Origin of the sequence: Eggerthella sp. 1_3_56FAA, assembly GCF_000185625.1 — a bacterium.
Lineage (GTDB): Bacteria > Actinomycetota > Coriobacteriia > Coriobacteriales > Eggerthellaceae > Eggerthella > Eggerthella lenta.
On record NZ_GL622580.1, the window covers coordinates 628,415 to 644,196 of the forward strand.

Here is a 15,782-nt window from a genome sequence, read left to right on the forward strand (position 1 = left end):
CGCGCGTTCGTGCCTCCGGGTTTCCAACGCGCTTTTGCCGGGTCGTTTCCCTGATACAATCAAAAGCAATCGCGTTCGTTTTCGCAAAGGATGGAGTGCCATGAAACGCTTCCTTTCGATCCTTCTCGCCGCGGCCCTTTCGCTTATGGCCGTGCCCGCGTCCGCGCTCGCGGACGAGGTTTCCGAGACCGCGGGTTCCGACAACCCGACGGTCGGATCGGGAGAGGAGGCGCGTTCGCTCGACGAGTTGCTACAGGCGGGCGACTACGTTCCGGGTCGCGTGCTGGCGCACGTGAACGACGACTTCGCTCCGGTGAGCGCCTATTCTTCCAACGGGGGAGGCTGGTCGGCCAGCAACCTGTACACCTTCGACCCCCAGCCCGAAGCCGGGGCCGAAGCCGATGTGCCGCTCGCTCGCTCGATGCCAACGCCCGAGCAGGTGATCCTCATCGAGTCCGGAACGCAGTCCACCGAGGATCTGCTGCGCGATCTGGCCGATACGCCGGGCGTGCTGGCGGCCCAGCCCGACTACGTGCGTTATATCGACGACCTGGAGACCCAGGCGAAGCCGGTCGAAGAGCCGGCTGCCGCCCTGTCCGCGGATACCGCCCCTACGGACGACCCGTTGATCGGCCTCCAATGGCACCTCGCCCCCACGGACGAGATCGCCGGCGCCGCCAACGTCGAAACCCTGTGGGGTGACGAGGGCATTCCCGGCAGGCCGTGGCAAGGGAAGGAAGAAGTGGTGGTGGCCGTGGTCGACACGGGCGTGGATTGCACCAATCCCGACTTGAAGGACGTCATGTGGGAGAATCCGGGTAACATCGGCCTGGAGGGCGAGCATGGCTACGACTACGGCATGGGCGACGACGACCCGATGGACAATGACGGCCACGGCACGCATGTGGCCGGCATCATCGCGGCCTCCGTCAACAACGGCGAAGGCGTTGCCGGCGTGGCTCCGAACGCGAAGATCATGGCGCTGCGCGTCGCCAATGAAAGCGGCGGCTTTCTCACGTCTGCTGTGCTCGGGGCGTACTCGTATATGAAGAAGGCGGCGCAGGCCAGGGTGAACTTGGTCGCGGCGAACAATTCGTGGATGGGCGCGGGTGAGAGTCCTCTGCTGACCGAGGTGATGGACGATCTGTACCGATCGAACGGCGTGCTGTCTGTCTGCGCATCGGGAAACTATGCCGCCGACCTCGACCAATCGCTGAACCTTCCGGCCGGCGCCCCCACCGACGGGGCCATTGCCGTGAACGCCGTCGATCGAGAGGGCAGGCTGGCTTCCTTCTCCGATTACGGCGCCGCGGCCACCGATCTGGCGGCTCCGGGCACGGACATCCTGTCCACGGCTCCTCAGGGCCAGGGGATAGTTGATGGGGACGATCCGGAGCTGACGGTGGCGTTCGACGATTTCGAATCCGAGGACAGGATGTTCTCGTTCCAGGCGTCCGGCGATGCGGAGCCTTCGGTTTCGCGGGCGGAGGTCCCGCAGGTTGTGGGCGACGCCCCAAGCCAGGGCGTGCTTATGTCCATCAAGCAGGCGAAGGCGGGGCAGAAGGCGTCCGTCGTGTTCACGGCGAAAAAGGGCGCGGTCAAGCAGGGCCTCGCGGCGGCGGACAAGACCGTCGACGACCTGCAGTGCCTGGCCTTCGATGCCGGCGTCGCGGACTCCAAGGAGAGCGATATGGGCCGTTTGCTGCGCGTCAGCGTGCACGGCATCGACGGCAGCTGGATCGACCTGACGCCTGAAAGCTTCGGCACTGGCGGCGCCATCCCGCTTTCGCTCAGGGTTCCCATTCCAAAAGACAAGCGGGACGAAATCAACTGGGACGAGTTCTCTTTCAAATTGGAGCGCACGTTCACTTCGTTCGACGACGGGATGGACCTGGACTTCTTTTTCGACAACGTGGCGCTTGTCAGCGACGTCGCGCCGTACGTCTACATGGATGGAACGTCCATGGCGGCTCCGGTGGTGACGGGCTCGTGCGCCCTGCTCGCGGGGCTGTTCCCTAACGACGGCGCCGAGCAACTGCGAGCGCGCATCCTGGGAGGCGTCAAGCGGGCGGACGCTCTGGCCGGGACGTGCACGTCCGACGGGCAGCTGGACGTCGTCCGCGCGGCAACCGACCCGTACCCGGTGGTGGACGCGCTGGAGCCCGCGGCCGACGGCACGCTCGAGGCGACGGTGCGCGGCAGCTGGTTCGGCGAGGATCGCGGCCGCGTCACGCTCGACGGCGCCGACCTCGAGGTGAAGTCGTGGGGCGCGAACGAGGTGCGCGTCGTCCTGCCCCCGTCTCTGGAGTCCAAGCAGCGCTACGTCCAGGTGGAGCGCGCCGACGGCGACACCGGCCGCCGCAAGGTGGCCGTCGGCTCCGAGGAGGGCTTCGACTTCTTCGAGAGCCTGCCGGCCCCCGACTTCAAAAGCCTGGGCCTTCCCGAGCCTACGCTGTACAATGCGTGGTCGATGGCGGCGGCTGCTGGCCGCGTGTACGCGGTGCCCCACTTCGAGTCGTCCGATGGCAGGGAAAGGAGCGCTTTGCTGGCATACGACCCCGCCTCGGCATCGTGGTCGGTGCAGCATCTTGTCACGGATACGCTTGATGCCGTTTTCCGCCTGACCTCGAGCGGGGGCGTTCTGTATGCGCTCACTTCGGATCAGGTGCTGTATTCGTTCGATCCGTCTACCGGCACGTTGGGGGATCCTGTGGACTGCCGCGACTCCTTGACCGCGTGCGGGTTCGGCGGGTTTGATTTCATGGGCGTTACCCTTGCAAGCGACGGCCGCTCTCTTTGGGTGTTCGCCGGCCTTGACGCCAGCGGCGCGTCGTCGCCGCTTGTCGCTCGCGTCGACATGGCGACGGGCGACGCGACCGCGCTGCCCGATTTGGGCGAGGGGCGCTTTACTCCCTTCGCCGACATGGTGAACGGGGTGTTGACGGTTGCCGCCGGCAACGTGAATTGGATAGAATCCCGGATTGTCAATTCGGTTGCGGCGTTCGAGGGCGACGAGTGGAACTATGCTCCTTTCCCGCAGGATATCGTGTTGAACCAGTATGGTGCGGTGGCCGGAGGCGTTCTGCCGGCAGGATCCACCATCGCCGGATCGACGGCTTCTCACGAGCGCATCATCTTGTCGGGCGCGGTCGAGGCTGGCAACCAAGGCAGCGACACGTTCGTGTACGATCCGAAAGCCGGCACGTGGCTGGCCGTTCCCACGCGCCTGTCGGCATCGAAGGTGTCGCTTGCCAGCGGCGCCGTGCTGGGCGACGCCCTGTACGTGGCGGGCATGGACTCGCTCACGAAAGAAATGGTCTTCAAGCGCTTGAAGTTCGAACTCGCGCCCGACGAGGAGGGCGGCGGTGGCACCCCCGACAAGCCGACCACCGATCCCGGCGAGGAGCAGCCGAAGCCGCTTCCCGACGCGCCCGACGCGCCGGCCTCGCCGCAGGAGGCGTTGAAGCCGTCCGCCGAGGCGGCGAAGCCGAAGCCGCTGACGGCCACCGGCGATCCCCTCGCGCCGCGCACGGCCGCCCTTGCCCTGGCCGCGGTCTCGGCTCTGGCCGTAGCGGGCCTGGTCGTCGCCGTCAGGCGCTCGCGCTCGAGGCGTTAGAGTTAGATTCTGGGCGCGCGGCGGGCTTGAAGCCGCCGCGCGCCGGCGTCCGCGCTGTCTCCGTTGATTTTTCGACGTTCGGTCAACATATGGAACTGCATCTGGCGCAGGTATCCCGCAAGGATCATAATAGGCTCAATTGCCGCCGGGGCGAGGCATGCGAACGGCTTTCCCGTCCCGGCGTGGTCGCACGCGTATCAAGAGTCGGGAGGCACCTATGGAGCACGAAGAACTGACCAGGAAGATCGACGCGTATCTCGAGGAAAATTGGGAGACGATGGTCGAAGACATCGAGACGCTCGTCCGCATCCCCAGCTTCGAGGAATCGGACAAGGCGACCGAAGGCGCTCCGTTCGGCCCCGGCCCGAAGGAGGCGCTGGAAGCCGCGCTTGAAATGGCCTCCGACATGGGATTCAAGACGCACGATGCCGAGGGCTACATCGGGTTCGCCGACTTCCCCGGCAAGAGCGACACGCAGCTGGGCATCATCGGCCACATGGACGTGGTTCCCGCCGGTCCCGGCTGGAACTTCGAGCCGTACGCGGTCACGCGCAAGGAAGGCTACCTCGTCGGTCGCGGCACGCTCGACGACAAGGGCCCCAGCGTGGTGGCGCTGCACGCCATGAAGTTCTGGAAGGACTTGCAGGACGCCGGCGAGGCTCCTCAGTTCCCCTACACCGTCCGCTTCCTGTTCGGCGCGAACGAAGAATCCGGCATGGCCGACGTGGCCTACTACCACAAGCATTACGACGATCCGGCGTTCCTGTTCACGCCCGATGCCGAGTTCCCCGTGTGCTACGGCGAGAAGGGTGGCTACGACGGCGAGCTGATCAGCAAGCCCATCGCCGACCGCATCGTGCTGGAGTTCACGGGCGGCGCGGCCACGAACGCGGTGCCCGGCATCGCCGAGGCCGTGGTGAAGGCCGACGCTGCCGACCTGCCGAATACTGATCGCATTACCGTTGCGGCCGACGGCGAAGGCCGCGCGAAGATCACTGCGGCCGGCAAAGGAGCGCACGCCTCCATGCCCGAAGGAGGCGTGAACGCCATCGGCCTCATCGTGGACTACCTGCTGGAGCACGACCTGTGCACCGCCGACGAGCGCGCGTTCTTCGAGCTCGACCAGAAGCTGCTCAATCATACCGACGGCAGCGGCATCGGCATCAAGAGCTCCGACGAGTACTTCGGCCCGCTCACCGTCATCGGCGGCACCATCAAAATCGAGGACGACCGCTTTGTGCAGACGCTCGACAGTCGGTTCCCCACGTCCATCACGGCCGACGAGATCACCGAGCGCCTGCGCCAGCTGGCGAGCGAGATCGGCGGCTCGTTTGAGAACACGCTGCTTATGGAGCCGTTCCTCGTAAAGCCCGACAGCCCTGTGATCCAGGCGCTGCTGAACGCGTACAACGAGGCCACCGGCGAGGACGCGAAGCCGTTCACCATGGGCGGCGGCACGTACGCGCGCGAGTTCAAGAGCGGTGCCAGCTTCGGTCCCGAAAAGCCGTGGGTTGAGGATCCCGAATGGGTTGGCATGATGCACGGTCCGGACGAGGGCGTCAGCGAGGACCTGCTGAAGCAGTCCTTCAAGATCTACGCGCTCACGCTGGACAAGCTCATGCAGCTCGACCTGCAATAGCGAAGGGTGTGTCAAGGGGACGGGTGATTTGACGCGCTCCGCCCCGGTCGTCATCCTGAGCGCAGCGCGAAGCGCGGAATCGAAGGATTCCGTGAGGCGCTAGCCGGAAGCCCCCCCGGCTAGCGCCGACAAAACGCTTCCGGCTGCGCGCTCATCATCGTCGTCGAAAGGCTTTTCCCATGTCCCAACTGGATACTGTCCCCACCGATTTCGCCCCTGCTATCGGCATTGCTCCGGCCGAAGGCCTCGAGAGCGAAGAAGGCGGCCGCATCGTGCTTGAGGGTCTGCCAAACACGCGCGACGTGGGAGGCCTGCCCACGGACGACGGGCGCTACGTGAAGCATGCGCGCCTGCTGCGCTCGGGTGCGCTCGACCATGCCACCGCCCGCGACCTCGAAGTGCTGCTTGACGACTACCAGGTGCGCACGGTTATCGACCTGCGCACCGAAGAAGAGCGCAAGGAGCATCCCGACCCACAGGACGGCCTGGTGGGCGTTCGGTTCGCGGATGCGCCGGTGCTGAGCGCCTCCACATTCGGCGTCACGCGCGAGGGCGGCATGATGCAGGCGCTCAAAATGCTGCGCACCGTGCAGAAGAACCCTGCCAGCATCATGGAGGAAGTGTACGAGCGCATGATGTTGGACGAGCAGAGCCAGCGCGGCTTCGCGCAGTTCTTCGACGATGTGCTGGCTGCCGAGGATGGCTCCGTGCTTTGGCACTGCACCATCGGCAAGGATCGCGCTGGCTTGGCCGCCGCGCTCTTGCTGCACGCGTTGGGCGTAAAGCGCGAGGCCGTCGAGCAGGATTATCTGGCCACGAACAAGTACGTCCAATCCGAAACGCAGAACATCATGGACGCGCTTTCCTCGTTCGGTCTGGGCGACAAGCTGGATAAGAGCATTCACGTGATCAACTCCGCCGATCCGCGCTTCCTGCACGCCGCGCTCGATGCCGTGGAGAAGCAGTACGGCAGCCTCGACGCTTACGTGCGCGACCAGCTGAGCGTCACCGACGAAAAGCGCGAGGCCCTGCGCGCTCGCTACCTCACGGACGATCCCCGCGGGTAACGGCGGATTTACCGATGGTCAGCGGTGGTTGATGTTCTTTCGTCGGTTTGCTTGCTCCTATCTTTCGGCTTTTGGCCGGTTTCGGTGATCCATGATTTATAATGGTCGAAAGCAAACGTACGGAGGGTAGGAGGCTTAGGTGTTGAAAGCGATGATCGTCGATGACGAGGCTCCTGCGCGTTCAGAGCTGAAGTTCCTGCTTGACGAGCTGGGGCAGACGGAGGTTGTCGCCGAAGCTGCCAGTGTGCGCGAGGCTATCGAGAAGTTGAAGGAATATCCGTGCGACGTGATGTTCCTCGACGTGAACATGCCCGAAGCCACGGGCTTGCAGCTGGCTGAGGCGCTGCAGCACCTCAAGTTCCCGCCTGCGGTGGTGTTCGTGACGGCGTACAGCGAGTTCGCCCTCGATGCGTTCAAGGTGAACGCCATCGATTACCTGGTGAAGCCGGTCGAAACCGAGCGCCTGTCGCAAGCTATCTCGCGCGTGCGCGAGCACGTGTCGCTGCACGTGCAGGCTCAGAAGTCCGAGCGCATTCCCGTCGAAAAGGGCGGCAAGAAAATCCTCATCGGCATCGACAAGATCCGCTTCGTCATGGCGCGCGACGACTACGCGTACCTGCAAACGGATACGGATCGTTACTTCTCCACGGTCAGCTTGGCTCAGCTGGAGAAGCGCCTCGACGGTCACGGTTTCTTCCGCGTGCACCGCGGCTATCTGGTGAATCTCTCGATGGTGGAGGAGATCGAATCGGTGTCGGGCGGTACGCTGCTGCTCACGCTGAACGCCGTGGACGAGAAAATTCCCGTGTCCCGTCGCCGAGTTTCCGCTTTGAAGAAGGCGCTGGGGCTGTAAGGCGCGTCCGCATAACGAACCTCGAAGGGCCGGAGAATCGTCGGCCCTTTTCTTTTTGGCACGAGCGCCATCAGGAAAGCGGCTTTTCCCTCCTGCGTCCCCGCGTGAGTGACCCCGTCATCCCGAGCGGCGCTGCCCCCCCCTTTGTCATCCTGAGCGAGCGAAGCGAGTCGAAGGATCCCGTGCGGCGTCGGCCATAAAATCATCTGCAATAATCGCACGGATCTTCGGTTCCGGCATCTTCTGCCTGTGCTCAAGACGGCAGTCCCAGCGATGTTTCACGTGAAACATTTGTTCGCTTGTCGCATGGCATTACGACAAGTGTTTCACGTGAAACACTTGTTCGCGCAAACCGCGGACAGTCGCGAAGCCCGCAAGCGGCAGACGGGGACGCATCGGCACCAGACAGGCGAGAGGTTCGCGCGCAGCGGGCGGCGCGAGGTTCGCGGGCGGCGGACAGGCGCGAAGGTGGGAAATCGCTCCAATCGCATGCGAGAATGCGAAAAGCGCCCGAGAGACGAACCCTCGGGCGCTTCCGACAGAGAAATGTGGGGTAATGGCCTAGTAGGCGGTGAAAGACGACTTCGGAGCCAGGCAGATGGGGCAGGCGGTGAAGTTCTCGCCCTTGTGGATGTAGCCGCAGATGGGGCACAGGTAGTACTTGCCGTCGAACGGGGTGTCGATGGTGGTGTACGCATCCATATACAGCTTCGCATGATACGCCTCGGCAAGCTTGGCGCGCGTGAACACCTGCACGGCCTTGTTGTTGCCCTCTTCCTGGGCCTTCTTGATGAAGGAGGGATACATGTCCGAGGTCTCGTAGATCTCGCCGTTGGCGCCGGAGATCAGGTTGATGTCGCTCTCGTGCTCCTCGACCGCGGGCGGCTCGGGCTTCTCGGTTGCGGGGTCGATTTCCTTGGCCAGGTCGTACTCGAGGCCGATGTGGATTTTCTCGGCGTCCGCGGTGCACTGAAACAGGCGGGCCAGCACGTCGAAGCCCTCGTTCTTGGCGACCTTCGAGAACGCCTCATACTTGGTGGTGGCGCCCGTCTCGCCCGCGATGGCCGTCATAAGGTTTTCGTAGGTGGTGCCGACGGTGGTCTTGCTGTCGTAGATGATGTTGAAATTGCTCGCCGTCGAGGCATCGGGCATGGATGTGGGTTCCAGCACCTCGGCCATATACTCGCTGTTCGTCCCGCTGCCGGTTCCGGCGCCGTCGGCGGACGGATCGGTCGTGGTTTCGGCCTTCGGCTCGCTCGGGGCGGCGCAGGCGCCCAGCAGGCCCATCGCGGAAATGGACACGGCGCTGACGGCGGCACCCTTCAACAGGTTCCTTCTAGAAATATCGGACATGGTTCCTCCCTCGGCTTCCCGATGAGCTCCTCTCCAGCCCATCTGATAATCGATACTATATATCAATTAATATAAATGATCAATAGTAAATACTACGGACATGCTTAGGATTCGCACGCCGTTTTTCGTTCTCGGGCGCGCTCCCACACGCTTTGTCCACAACTCCGTCACAAGCGCAAACACGATGGTCAGCCTCGTCACCGTTTGCTAGAATGGAGCGAATTACGCTGAAAGAAGGTTGTATGCTATCCGGTGATGTAGAAAAACTGTATCCTTCCGCGAAAGCCCTCGTGAAGGACTGCGTTGCCAGCCGTATCCATGCCAAGGATGCGAGCCTGTACGACTTCTCGGAGGAAGCGCGCGCGTGCTCCGAGCAATACATGGGATGGACGGACCTTGCGAGCAATTCGCCGTACTCCCTGCGCGACATCCAGAATTTCGCCGACTCGATCATCGCCCAAGGGCTGAAGACGGTCGTGCTCATTGGCCAGGGCGGCTCCACGCAGGCGCCCATGACCATCACGAAATACAACAAGCCCGATTCGTCGAAGATCACGTTCAAAACGTTGGACTCCGACTCGCCCGTGCGCGTGCGCGCCATTTTGGCCGAAGCGAAGCCCGAGACCACGCTGTTCGTGATCTCGTCGAAGAGCGGCGGCACCATCGAGCCGCGTCTGGCCTTGCGCGCCGTGCGCGACGCCGTGGCCGACCGCATCAGCGAAGAGGAGCTGGTGCAGCACCTCGTGGCCATCACCGACCCCGGCTCCATGCTTGAGCGCCAGGCGCGCGAAGAAGGGTGGGCCGCGGTGTTCTCCGGCCAGCCCACCGTGGGCGGGCGCTTCTCCGCGCTGTCCGTGTTCGGCCTGCTGCCGGCCGCGCTCGTGGGCATCGACCTGGAAGAGTTCATGGCGCACGCCATCGACGCCGAGCGCCAGTGCAGCGAGGACGCCATCGACAACCCGGCCATCGGCCTGGCATCGTTTTTGTACGACAACTACCTGCAGGGACGCAACAAGTTCACGTTCCTCACGCAGAAGCGCGGCCGCGTTCTGGGTCTGTGGATCGAGCAGCTGGTGGCCGAGAGCCTGGGCAAGGACGGCCAGGGCATCCTGCCCAACATCGAGGTGGACTCCCTGCTGCTCAAGAAAGACCCGGGCGATCGCAGCGCCATCGTGTACCTCACGCGCAACGACCTGTGGGACGAGCGCCGCAACTTCGAGATGAGCCTGTCCTACATCGACCCGGCCATCCCGCGCGCCAACTACAAGATCGACTCCGTCGAAGAGCTGGCCGAGCACTTCGTGATGTGGGAATACGCCATCGCGATGTGCGGCTACCTCATGAAGATCTGCCCCTTCGACCAGCCCGACGTGGCGTCGGCGAAGGCCGTGGTGCTCGACATCCTCAAGGAGGGCCAGCCCGAGCCCGACTTCGTGCAGGATTTCATCGACGAGGTGCACATGGGCGAGGTGGAAGTGCGCCTGTCTCCGTGCTTCAAAGATTGCACCGATGTCCGCAGCGCGCTGCGTGCGCTGCTGGGCAGCATTCAACCGGGCGATTTCTTCGCGCTCAACGCGTTCTTGCCGTTCACGGGCGAGGGTCGACGCGAGGCGCTGGAAACCATCCGTCACGGCGTGGCTGAGAAGCGCGGCGTGGTATCCTGCCTGGAAGTGGGTCCGCGCTACCTGCACTCCACGGGCCAGCTGCACAAGGGCGGCCCGAACTGCGGCGTGTTCCTCATCCTGTCGGCCGACGAGCTGAAGGACATCCCGCTGAAGCAGGAGGCTGAAAGCCTGGGCTCGCTGGCCAAGGCGCAGGCGTCGGGCGACCTCGTTACGCTGGCCGAGCGCGGGCGGCGCGTGGTGCACCTGCACCTGCCCGACAACTCGGGCGTTACGCTGCGCCAGCTGGCTGAAGTGATTTCCGACATCCTGGAAACCATGACGGTGCCGACGGCTTAGCGGGCGGCCGCGCGACACGATAGCGTTACACCCCGAGGGCGGCCGTCGAGCCGCCCTCGTAGATTGAAGGCCACAGCACAACGCGGAGGCGATCATATGAAGGAAGCGCTGGACATTCAAGTCAAAGGCATCGTGCAGGGCGTGGGCTTTCGCCCCTTCGTCTACCGTTTGGCGAAGAAATACCTGATCGACGGATGGGTGCTGAACGCCACCGACGGCGTGTTCATCCATGCCGAGGGCGAGACGAAGCTGCTCGACGAGTTCGTCATCGAGCTGTCCGAGAACCCACCGGCCGCCTCGCGCGTGGAGGAAGTGACGCTGAAGGAAGTGCCGCTGGAGGACTTCGACTCGTTCGAGATCCGCTTCTCCGACGCAGGCGCCGTGGAGAAGACCACGCTTGTGTCGCCCGACCTGGCCACCTGCGACGATTGCGCCCGCGAGCTGTTCAACCCGAACGACCGCCGCTACCGCTACCCGTTCATCAACTGCACGAACTGCGGCCCGCGTTTCACTATCATCGAGAAGCTGCCCTACGATCGCAAGAGCACGTCGATGAAGGACTTCCCCATGTGCGAGCGCTGCGCCCGCGAGTACGGCGACCCGCTGGACCGCCGTTTCCACGCGCAGCCCGACGCGTGCTTCGAATGCGGCCCCCATATCAGCTGGCGCGAGCACGAGGGCATGCCCGGAGCGCTCGCCGACGTTCATGCCCCCGGCGTTCCCGCCGACGTGCCGGCCGCCCCTGACGTCCCCGCTGGCGCTTCCGCTCCCCTTGGCGCGCAAACAAATGTTTCACGTGAAACAGTGCGCGCTTCCGATGCTATTGACGCACCCCTGGGACCCATCGCCTGGGGAACCACGTGCGAGGAGAGCGATGCCATACTTGCGCGCGCCGTGGAACTGCTGCTGGCGGGCAAGATCCTGGCCGTGAAGGGCCTGGGCGGCTTCCATCTGGTGTGCGACGCGTCGAACCCCGAAGCGGTGGCGCTGCTGCGTGCGCGCAAGCGCCGCGAAGGCAAGGCGTTCGCCGTTATGATGGCCGATATGGAAGCCGTGCGCGCCTATTGCGAGGCGGGCGAAGCGGAGGAGGGCATCCTCACGGCCACGCAGCGCCCCATCGTGCTGCTGCGCAAGCGCCCCGACGCCGTGTTCGCCCCCGGTTTGGCCGACGCCCTTCCCGAGCTCGGCGTCATGCTGCCCTACACGCCCCTCCAGCATCTGCTGCTGCACGACTTCGCGAAAGCGAGCGGTTGCGCCGAGCGCAGCTCCCAGCGCGAAGCCGAGGGGTCCCGCGCAGCGACGGCCGTCCCTATGCTGGTGATGACCTCGGGCAACATCCACGACGAGCCCATCGTCATCGACGACGAGGATGCCTACGAGAAGCTGTTCGCCGTGGCCGACGCGTTCCTGGGCCACGACCGCGCCATCCGCGCCCGCTACGACGACTCGGTGGTGCGCGTTATCGAAGCGGGCAGCGCCGGCGAAGCCGTCCAATTCATCCGCCGCGCCCGAGGCTACGCGCCGCTCCCGTTGGCGATGCCCGCGAAGGCGCGCGAAGGAGAAGATGTTTCACGTGAAACATCCGTTCGCGAACAGGGTTGCTCCATCTTCGCCACCGGGCCCGAGCAGAAGAACACGTTTGCGCTCACGCGCGACGCCGAGGCGTTCGTGTCGCAGCACATCGGCGACCTCGAGAACGCCGAAACCTACGACGCGTGGTTCCAGGCGAAGGACCGCTACGAAACGCTGTTCGAGATCGAACCCGACCGCATCGCGTGCGACCTGCATCCCGAGTACCTCACGTCGAAGTGGGCCCACGAGCAGAGCCTCCCCGTCACCGAGGTGCAGCACCATCATGCGCACGTCGTGTCGGTGATGGCCGAGCACGGCCTGGCCGGCCCCGTGTGCGGCATCGCGTTCGACGGCACGGGCTACGGCATGGACGGCGCCATCTGGGGCGGGGAAGTGCTGCTCACCAACCTGACTGCGTTCGAGCGTTTCGCGAACTTCGCCTACGTGCCCATGCCGGGCGGCGCGGCGGCCGTAAAGCATCCGCTGCGCATGGCCTACGGCGTGCTGTGGGCGTTCGACCTGCTCGACCATCCGGGGGCTGCGGCTGCGCTCGAGGCTCTGGGCGAGCAGGCGGCCGTGTGCGACCAGATGATCGACCGCGGCATCAACACGCCCATGACCTCGTCCGTCGGCCGGCTGTTCGACGCGGCCAGCGCGCTGTTGGGCATCTGCGCCGAGCCTGCGTACGAAGGCGAGCCCGCCATCCTGCTGGAAGCCGCAATCGGGCGAACAGATGTTTCACGTGAAACATCTGCCGCCGACGCAACCGATGCGACCCCTGCTGACACCAACCGGGATCCTTCGACTCCGGCGCTTCGCGCCTCCGCTCAGAATGACGATGCCGGGCTTAGCGCCTCCGCTCGGGAAGCCGCGTCCCGTTACGCCATCGCGGTAGTGAAGAACACCGCCACTGCCGCCAGCACGGCGCAGGACACCTCGGTCGTGCTGTTCGATGCCGCGCCTGCGTTCGCCGCGCTGCTCGACGACCTCGCGGCCGACGTGCCTGTCGGCGTCATCGCGCGCCGCTTCCACGACGCGTTCGTGCAAGCCATCGTCACGGCGGCCGAGCTCGTGCGCAGCCTGTACGACATAACGACGCTTGTCCTGTCCGGCGGCGTGTTCATGAACCGCTACCTGTTGGAGCACGCTCTGGCGGCGCTCGAACAGGCGGGTTTCACGGTGGCCGTCAACCGCGATCTGCCGCCCAACGACGGCTGCATCTCCTTCGGCCAGGCTGTGGTAGCATGGGCTTCGAGCAAAGAAGAAGGAGAACAGCCATGTGCTTAGCCATACCTGCAAAAGTGACTGAAATGAAGGACAACCGTCTGGCTACGGTGGACATCCTCGGCGTCACGCGCGACATATCCCTCGACCTCACGCCGCAGGCGAACGTCGGTGACTTCGTGCTGGTGCACGCCGGGTTCGCCATCGAGGTGGTGGATCCTGACTACGCGCAGGAAACCATCGACCTCATCAAGCAGTTCCCCGAGCTGGCGGGCGACGACATCCCCGCAGCCGACGAGGTAGCGCGATGACCTCCTCGACCGGAACGGATGTTTCACGTGAAACATCCGCCGCGCCGGAGGATCGGCCCGCGCACCTCGCGCGCACGGTCGACGCGGCCACGATGGAATCCGAGTTGGCGGCCTTCAAGGATCCCAAGCTCGCGCGCGGCCTCATCGAGTCCATCGCGAAGCTGTCGCCCGCAGGCGGCGCCACGCTCATGGAAGTGTGCGGCACGCACACCGTCGCCATCGCGCGCAACGGCATCCGCAACCTCATGCCCGAGGGCACGCGCCTCGCGTCGGGTCCCGGCTGCCCCGTGTGCGTGACCTCGAACAAGGATATCGACACGGTCATCGCCCTCGCGCGCGTTCCGGGCGTCACCATCGCCACGTTCGGCGACATGACGCGCGTGCCGGGCTCCACGTCCAGCCTGCTGGCCGAGCAGGCGGCGGGCCGCAGCGTGCAGATCGTGTACTCGCCGCTGGACGCGCTCACTCTGGCCCAGCAGAACCCCGATCGCGAGATCGTGTTCGTGGGCGTGGGCTTCGAAACCACCACGCCGCTGGTGGCCATGGCCATCAAGCGCGCGGCCGCGGCGGGCCTCAAGAACTTCAGCGTGTTCGGCGCGCATAAAAACATGCCCGGTGCGCTGGAAGCCATCATCAACGACCCGCAGCTCAAGGTGGATGCGCTCATCCTGCCCGGTCATGTCAGCACCATCATCGGCGCCGAGCCGTATCGGTTCTTGGCCGAGAAGTACGGCATACCCGGCGTCATCACCGGGTTCGAGCCGGTTGACGTGCTGCAGGGCATCGCCATGATCATGCGCCAACTGCACGAAGGCCGTGCCGACATCGAGATCGCCTACGCGCGCGGCGTCATGCCCGAAGGCAACCCCGTGGCGCTGGCCGCCATCGACGAGGTGTTCGAGACGTGCACCGCCCTCTGGCGCGGCCTGGGCGAGATCCCCGGTTCCGGCTACCGCATCCGCGAGGAGTTCGCGCAGTTCGACGCCGTGCGCCGCTTCCAGCCCGACGTCGAGCCCACGCAGGATCCGAAGGGCTGCCGCTGCGGCGACGTGCTGCGCGGCATCATGGCGCCCAACGAGTGTCCCTTGTTCCGCAAGGTATGCACGCCCGAGAACCCCGTGGGTCCTTGCATGGTGTCCAGCGAAGGCAGCTGCGCCGCGTACTACCGGTACTACTAAAGAGAAAACAGGCGCCGCAGCATCCGAAGGACCCCTCGTCGAGGGGTCCTTCGGACTGTCTTCGAATGTTTCACGTGAAACATTCGTTCGATAGACTCGGATACGTCGATCCAGCGGCAAGACGACGCGGGAAATTTCCCAAAAGATATTCTTTTCAGTTGATTGTGCAGTCCCTATGCTCAGCGGCGCGCTCATGTTCGGTGCTGTGCGTGCATGAGTTACCCTTTTGTTTCCATCGCTATACAGAACGAGAGAATTAATTGCGGATAATATCCAATATTGGGTCAAAAACTGCATAAAGGGGAAAACGCCGTCGTTCAACATTTTTGTGCATTTGAACAATTTACTTATTCGTTTTGCTCAAATGTCTATGTAATTTCATGTTGCAGTTGAACAAAAAAGATGGTATAACTGGCTCATCGGCAAATCTGGAAGGACTTGCCACGACGGGGTCTAAGCCGTGGCGCTCTCTCCAGCGAAGCTGCAGTTTGTAGTTGTGCCATCCAAATAGGCGGCGCCGGAAGCGCTGCCGGAGAAAGGAGACTGTCATGGCGAAGATAGTCAATTCTTGGAACGACTGGGATCCGCTGAAGCGCGTGATCGTCGGCCTGTGCGACAACTCGGTCATCCCGCCCGAGGAGCCCGCGACCTCCGAGAAGGTGCCGGTCGACTCCGAGATGCGCGGCATGTGGGGTCTCCGCCCGCTGCGCACGGTCGAGGTCGGCAACGCCTGCCTCGAGAACCTCGTGAAGGCGCTCGAGGAGCGCGGCGTGGTCGTCGACCGCCCGACGCCCCTGCAGTGGAACCAGGCCATCGGCACGCCCGACTTCCGCAACGACTCGATGATGACCTGCATGCCGCCCCGCGACATCCTGCTCACCATGGGCAACGAGATCATGGCCTCCGCCAACTCCTTCCGCTGCCGCTACTTCGAGTACCTGGCCTACTGGCCGCTCATGAAGCAGTACTTCGACGAGGACCCGGACTTCCTGTGGACCCAGGCCCCGC

Annotated in this window: 9 protein-coding genes and 1 pseudogene; 9 read left to right on the forward strand and 1 reads right to left on the reverse strand. The window is 64.3% G+C overall.

Features of this window, described 5'->3' with window-relative positions:
* Nucleotides 1-100: 100 nt before the first annotated feature.
* The 4 genes from HMPREF1023_RS08055 to HMPREF1023_RS08070 all read left to right on the forward strand — a co-directional run bounded on the left by HMPREF1023_RS08055 (nucleotide 101) and on the right by HMPREF1023_RS08070 (nucleotide 7,175).
* A complete protein-coding gene (locus HMPREF1023_RS08055) occupies nucleotides 101-3,616 on the forward strand; it encodes a S8 family serine peptidase (RefSeq protein WP_009305716.1) in 3,516 nt (1,171 codons plus the stop codon).
* Nucleotides 3,617-3,833: 217 nt separating this feature from the next.
* Nucleotides 3,834-5,255, forward strand: coding sequence for a Sapep family Mn(2+)-dependent dipeptidase (locus tag HMPREF1023_RS08060; protein ID WP_009305717.1), 1,422 nt, complete (start codon nucleotides 3,834-3,836; stop codon nucleotides 5,253-5,255).
* Nucleotides 5,256-5,434: 179 nt separating this feature from the next.
* Complete coding sequence (locus tag HMPREF1023_RS08065; protein ID WP_009305718.1) at nucleotides 5,435-6,322, forward strand: tyrosine-protein phosphatase; 888 nt, start codon at nucleotides 5,435-5,437, stop codon at nucleotides 6,320-6,322.
* A gap of 139 nt (nucleotides 6,323-6,461) precedes the next feature.
* On the forward strand, nucleotides 6,462-7,175 hold the full coding sequence (locus tag HMPREF1023_RS08070; RefSeq protein WP_009305719.1) for a LytTR family DNA-binding domain-containing protein: 714 nt from the start codon (nucleotides 6,462-6,464) through the stop codon (nucleotides 7,173-7,175).
* Between the two features lie 561 nt (nucleotides 7,176-7,736).
* Here the strand turns inward: HMPREF1023_RS08070 and ngr are convergent.
* Nucleotides 7,737-8,528, reverse strand: coding sequence for a nigerythrin (ngr, locus tag HMPREF1023_RS08075; RefSeq protein ID WP_009305720.1), 792 nt, complete (start codon nucleotides 8,526-8,528; stop codon nucleotides 7,737-7,739).
* 242 nt (nucleotides 8,529-8,770) lie between these two features.
* Here ngr and HMPREF1023_RS08080 point away from each other — a divergent pair, with 242 nt between their 5' ends.
* From HMPREF1023_RS08080 to HMPREF1023_RS08100, 5 genes and pseudogenes are all read left to right on the forward strand, one after another.
* Complete coding sequence (locus HMPREF1023_RS08080; RefSeq protein ID WP_009609026.1) at nucleotides 8,771-10,489, forward strand: glucose-6-phosphate isomerase; 1,719 nt, start codon at nucleotides 8,771-8,773, stop codon at nucleotides 10,487-10,489.
* Nucleotides 10,490-10,585: 96 nt separating this feature from the next.
* A complete protein-coding gene (locus tag HMPREF1023_RS08085) occupies nucleotides 10,586-13,348 on the forward strand; it encodes a carbamoyltransferase HypF (protein WP_009305722.1) in 2,763 nt (920 codons plus the stop codon).
* Complete coding sequence (locus HMPREF1023_RS08090; protein ID WP_009305723.1) at nucleotides 13,339-13,596, forward strand: HypC/HybG/HupF family hydrogenase formation chaperone; 258 nt, start codon at nucleotides 13,339-13,341, stop codon at nucleotides 13,594-13,596. The genes HMPREF1023_RS08085 and HMPREF1023_RS08090 overlap by 10 nt, the downstream gene beginning before the upstream one ends.
* A complete protein-coding gene (gene hypD / locus HMPREF1023_RS08095) occupies nucleotides 13,593-14,774 on the forward strand; it encodes a hydrogenase formation protein HypD (RefSeq protein WP_009305724.1) in 1,182 nt (393 codons plus the stop codon). The genes HMPREF1023_RS08090 and hypD overlap by 4 nt, the downstream gene beginning before the upstream one ends.
* A 548-nt stretch (nucleotides 14,775-15,322) precedes the next feature.
* Nucleotides 15,323-15,782: pseudogene (locus tag HMPREF1023_RS08100) on the forward strand (serine/threonine protein kinase); the annotation flags it as partial.

What these genes read in the sequence shown, in the direction of transcription:
- HMPREF1023_RS08055 (WP_009305716.1), top strand. Translation starts at nt 101, where the DNA reads ATGAAACGCTTCCTTTCGATCCTTCTCGCCGCGGCCCTTTCGCTTATG.
- HMPREF1023_RS08060 (WP_009305717.1), top strand. Translation starts at nt 3,834, where the DNA reads ATGGAGCACGAAGAACTGACCAGGAAGATCGACGCGTATCTCGAGGAA.
- HMPREF1023_RS08065 (WP_009305718.1), top strand. Translation starts at nt 5,435, where the DNA reads ATGTCCCAACTGGATACTGTCCCCACCGATTTCGCCCCTGCTATCGGC.
- ngr (WP_009305720.1), bottom strand. Translation starts at nt 8,528, where the DNA reads ATGTCCGATATTTCTAGAAGGAACCTGTTGAAGGGTGCCGCCGTCAGC.
- HMPREF1023_RS08080 (WP_009609026.1), top strand. Translation starts at nt 8,771, where the DNA reads ATGCTATCCGGTGATGTAGAAAAACTGTATCCTTCCGCGAAAGCCCTC.
- HMPREF1023_RS08085 (WP_009305722.1), top strand. Translation starts at nt 10,586, where the DNA reads ATGAAGGAAGCGCTGGACATTCAAGTCAAAGGCATCGTGCAGGGCGTG.
- HMPREF1023_RS08090 (WP_009305723.1), top strand. Translation starts at nt 13,339, where the DNA reads ATGTGCTTAGCCATACCTGCAAAAGTGACTGAAATGAAGGACAACCGT.
- hypD (WP_009305724.1), top strand. Translation starts at nt 13,593, where the DNA reads ATGACCTCCTCGACCGGAACGGATGTTTCACGTGAAACATCCGCCGCG.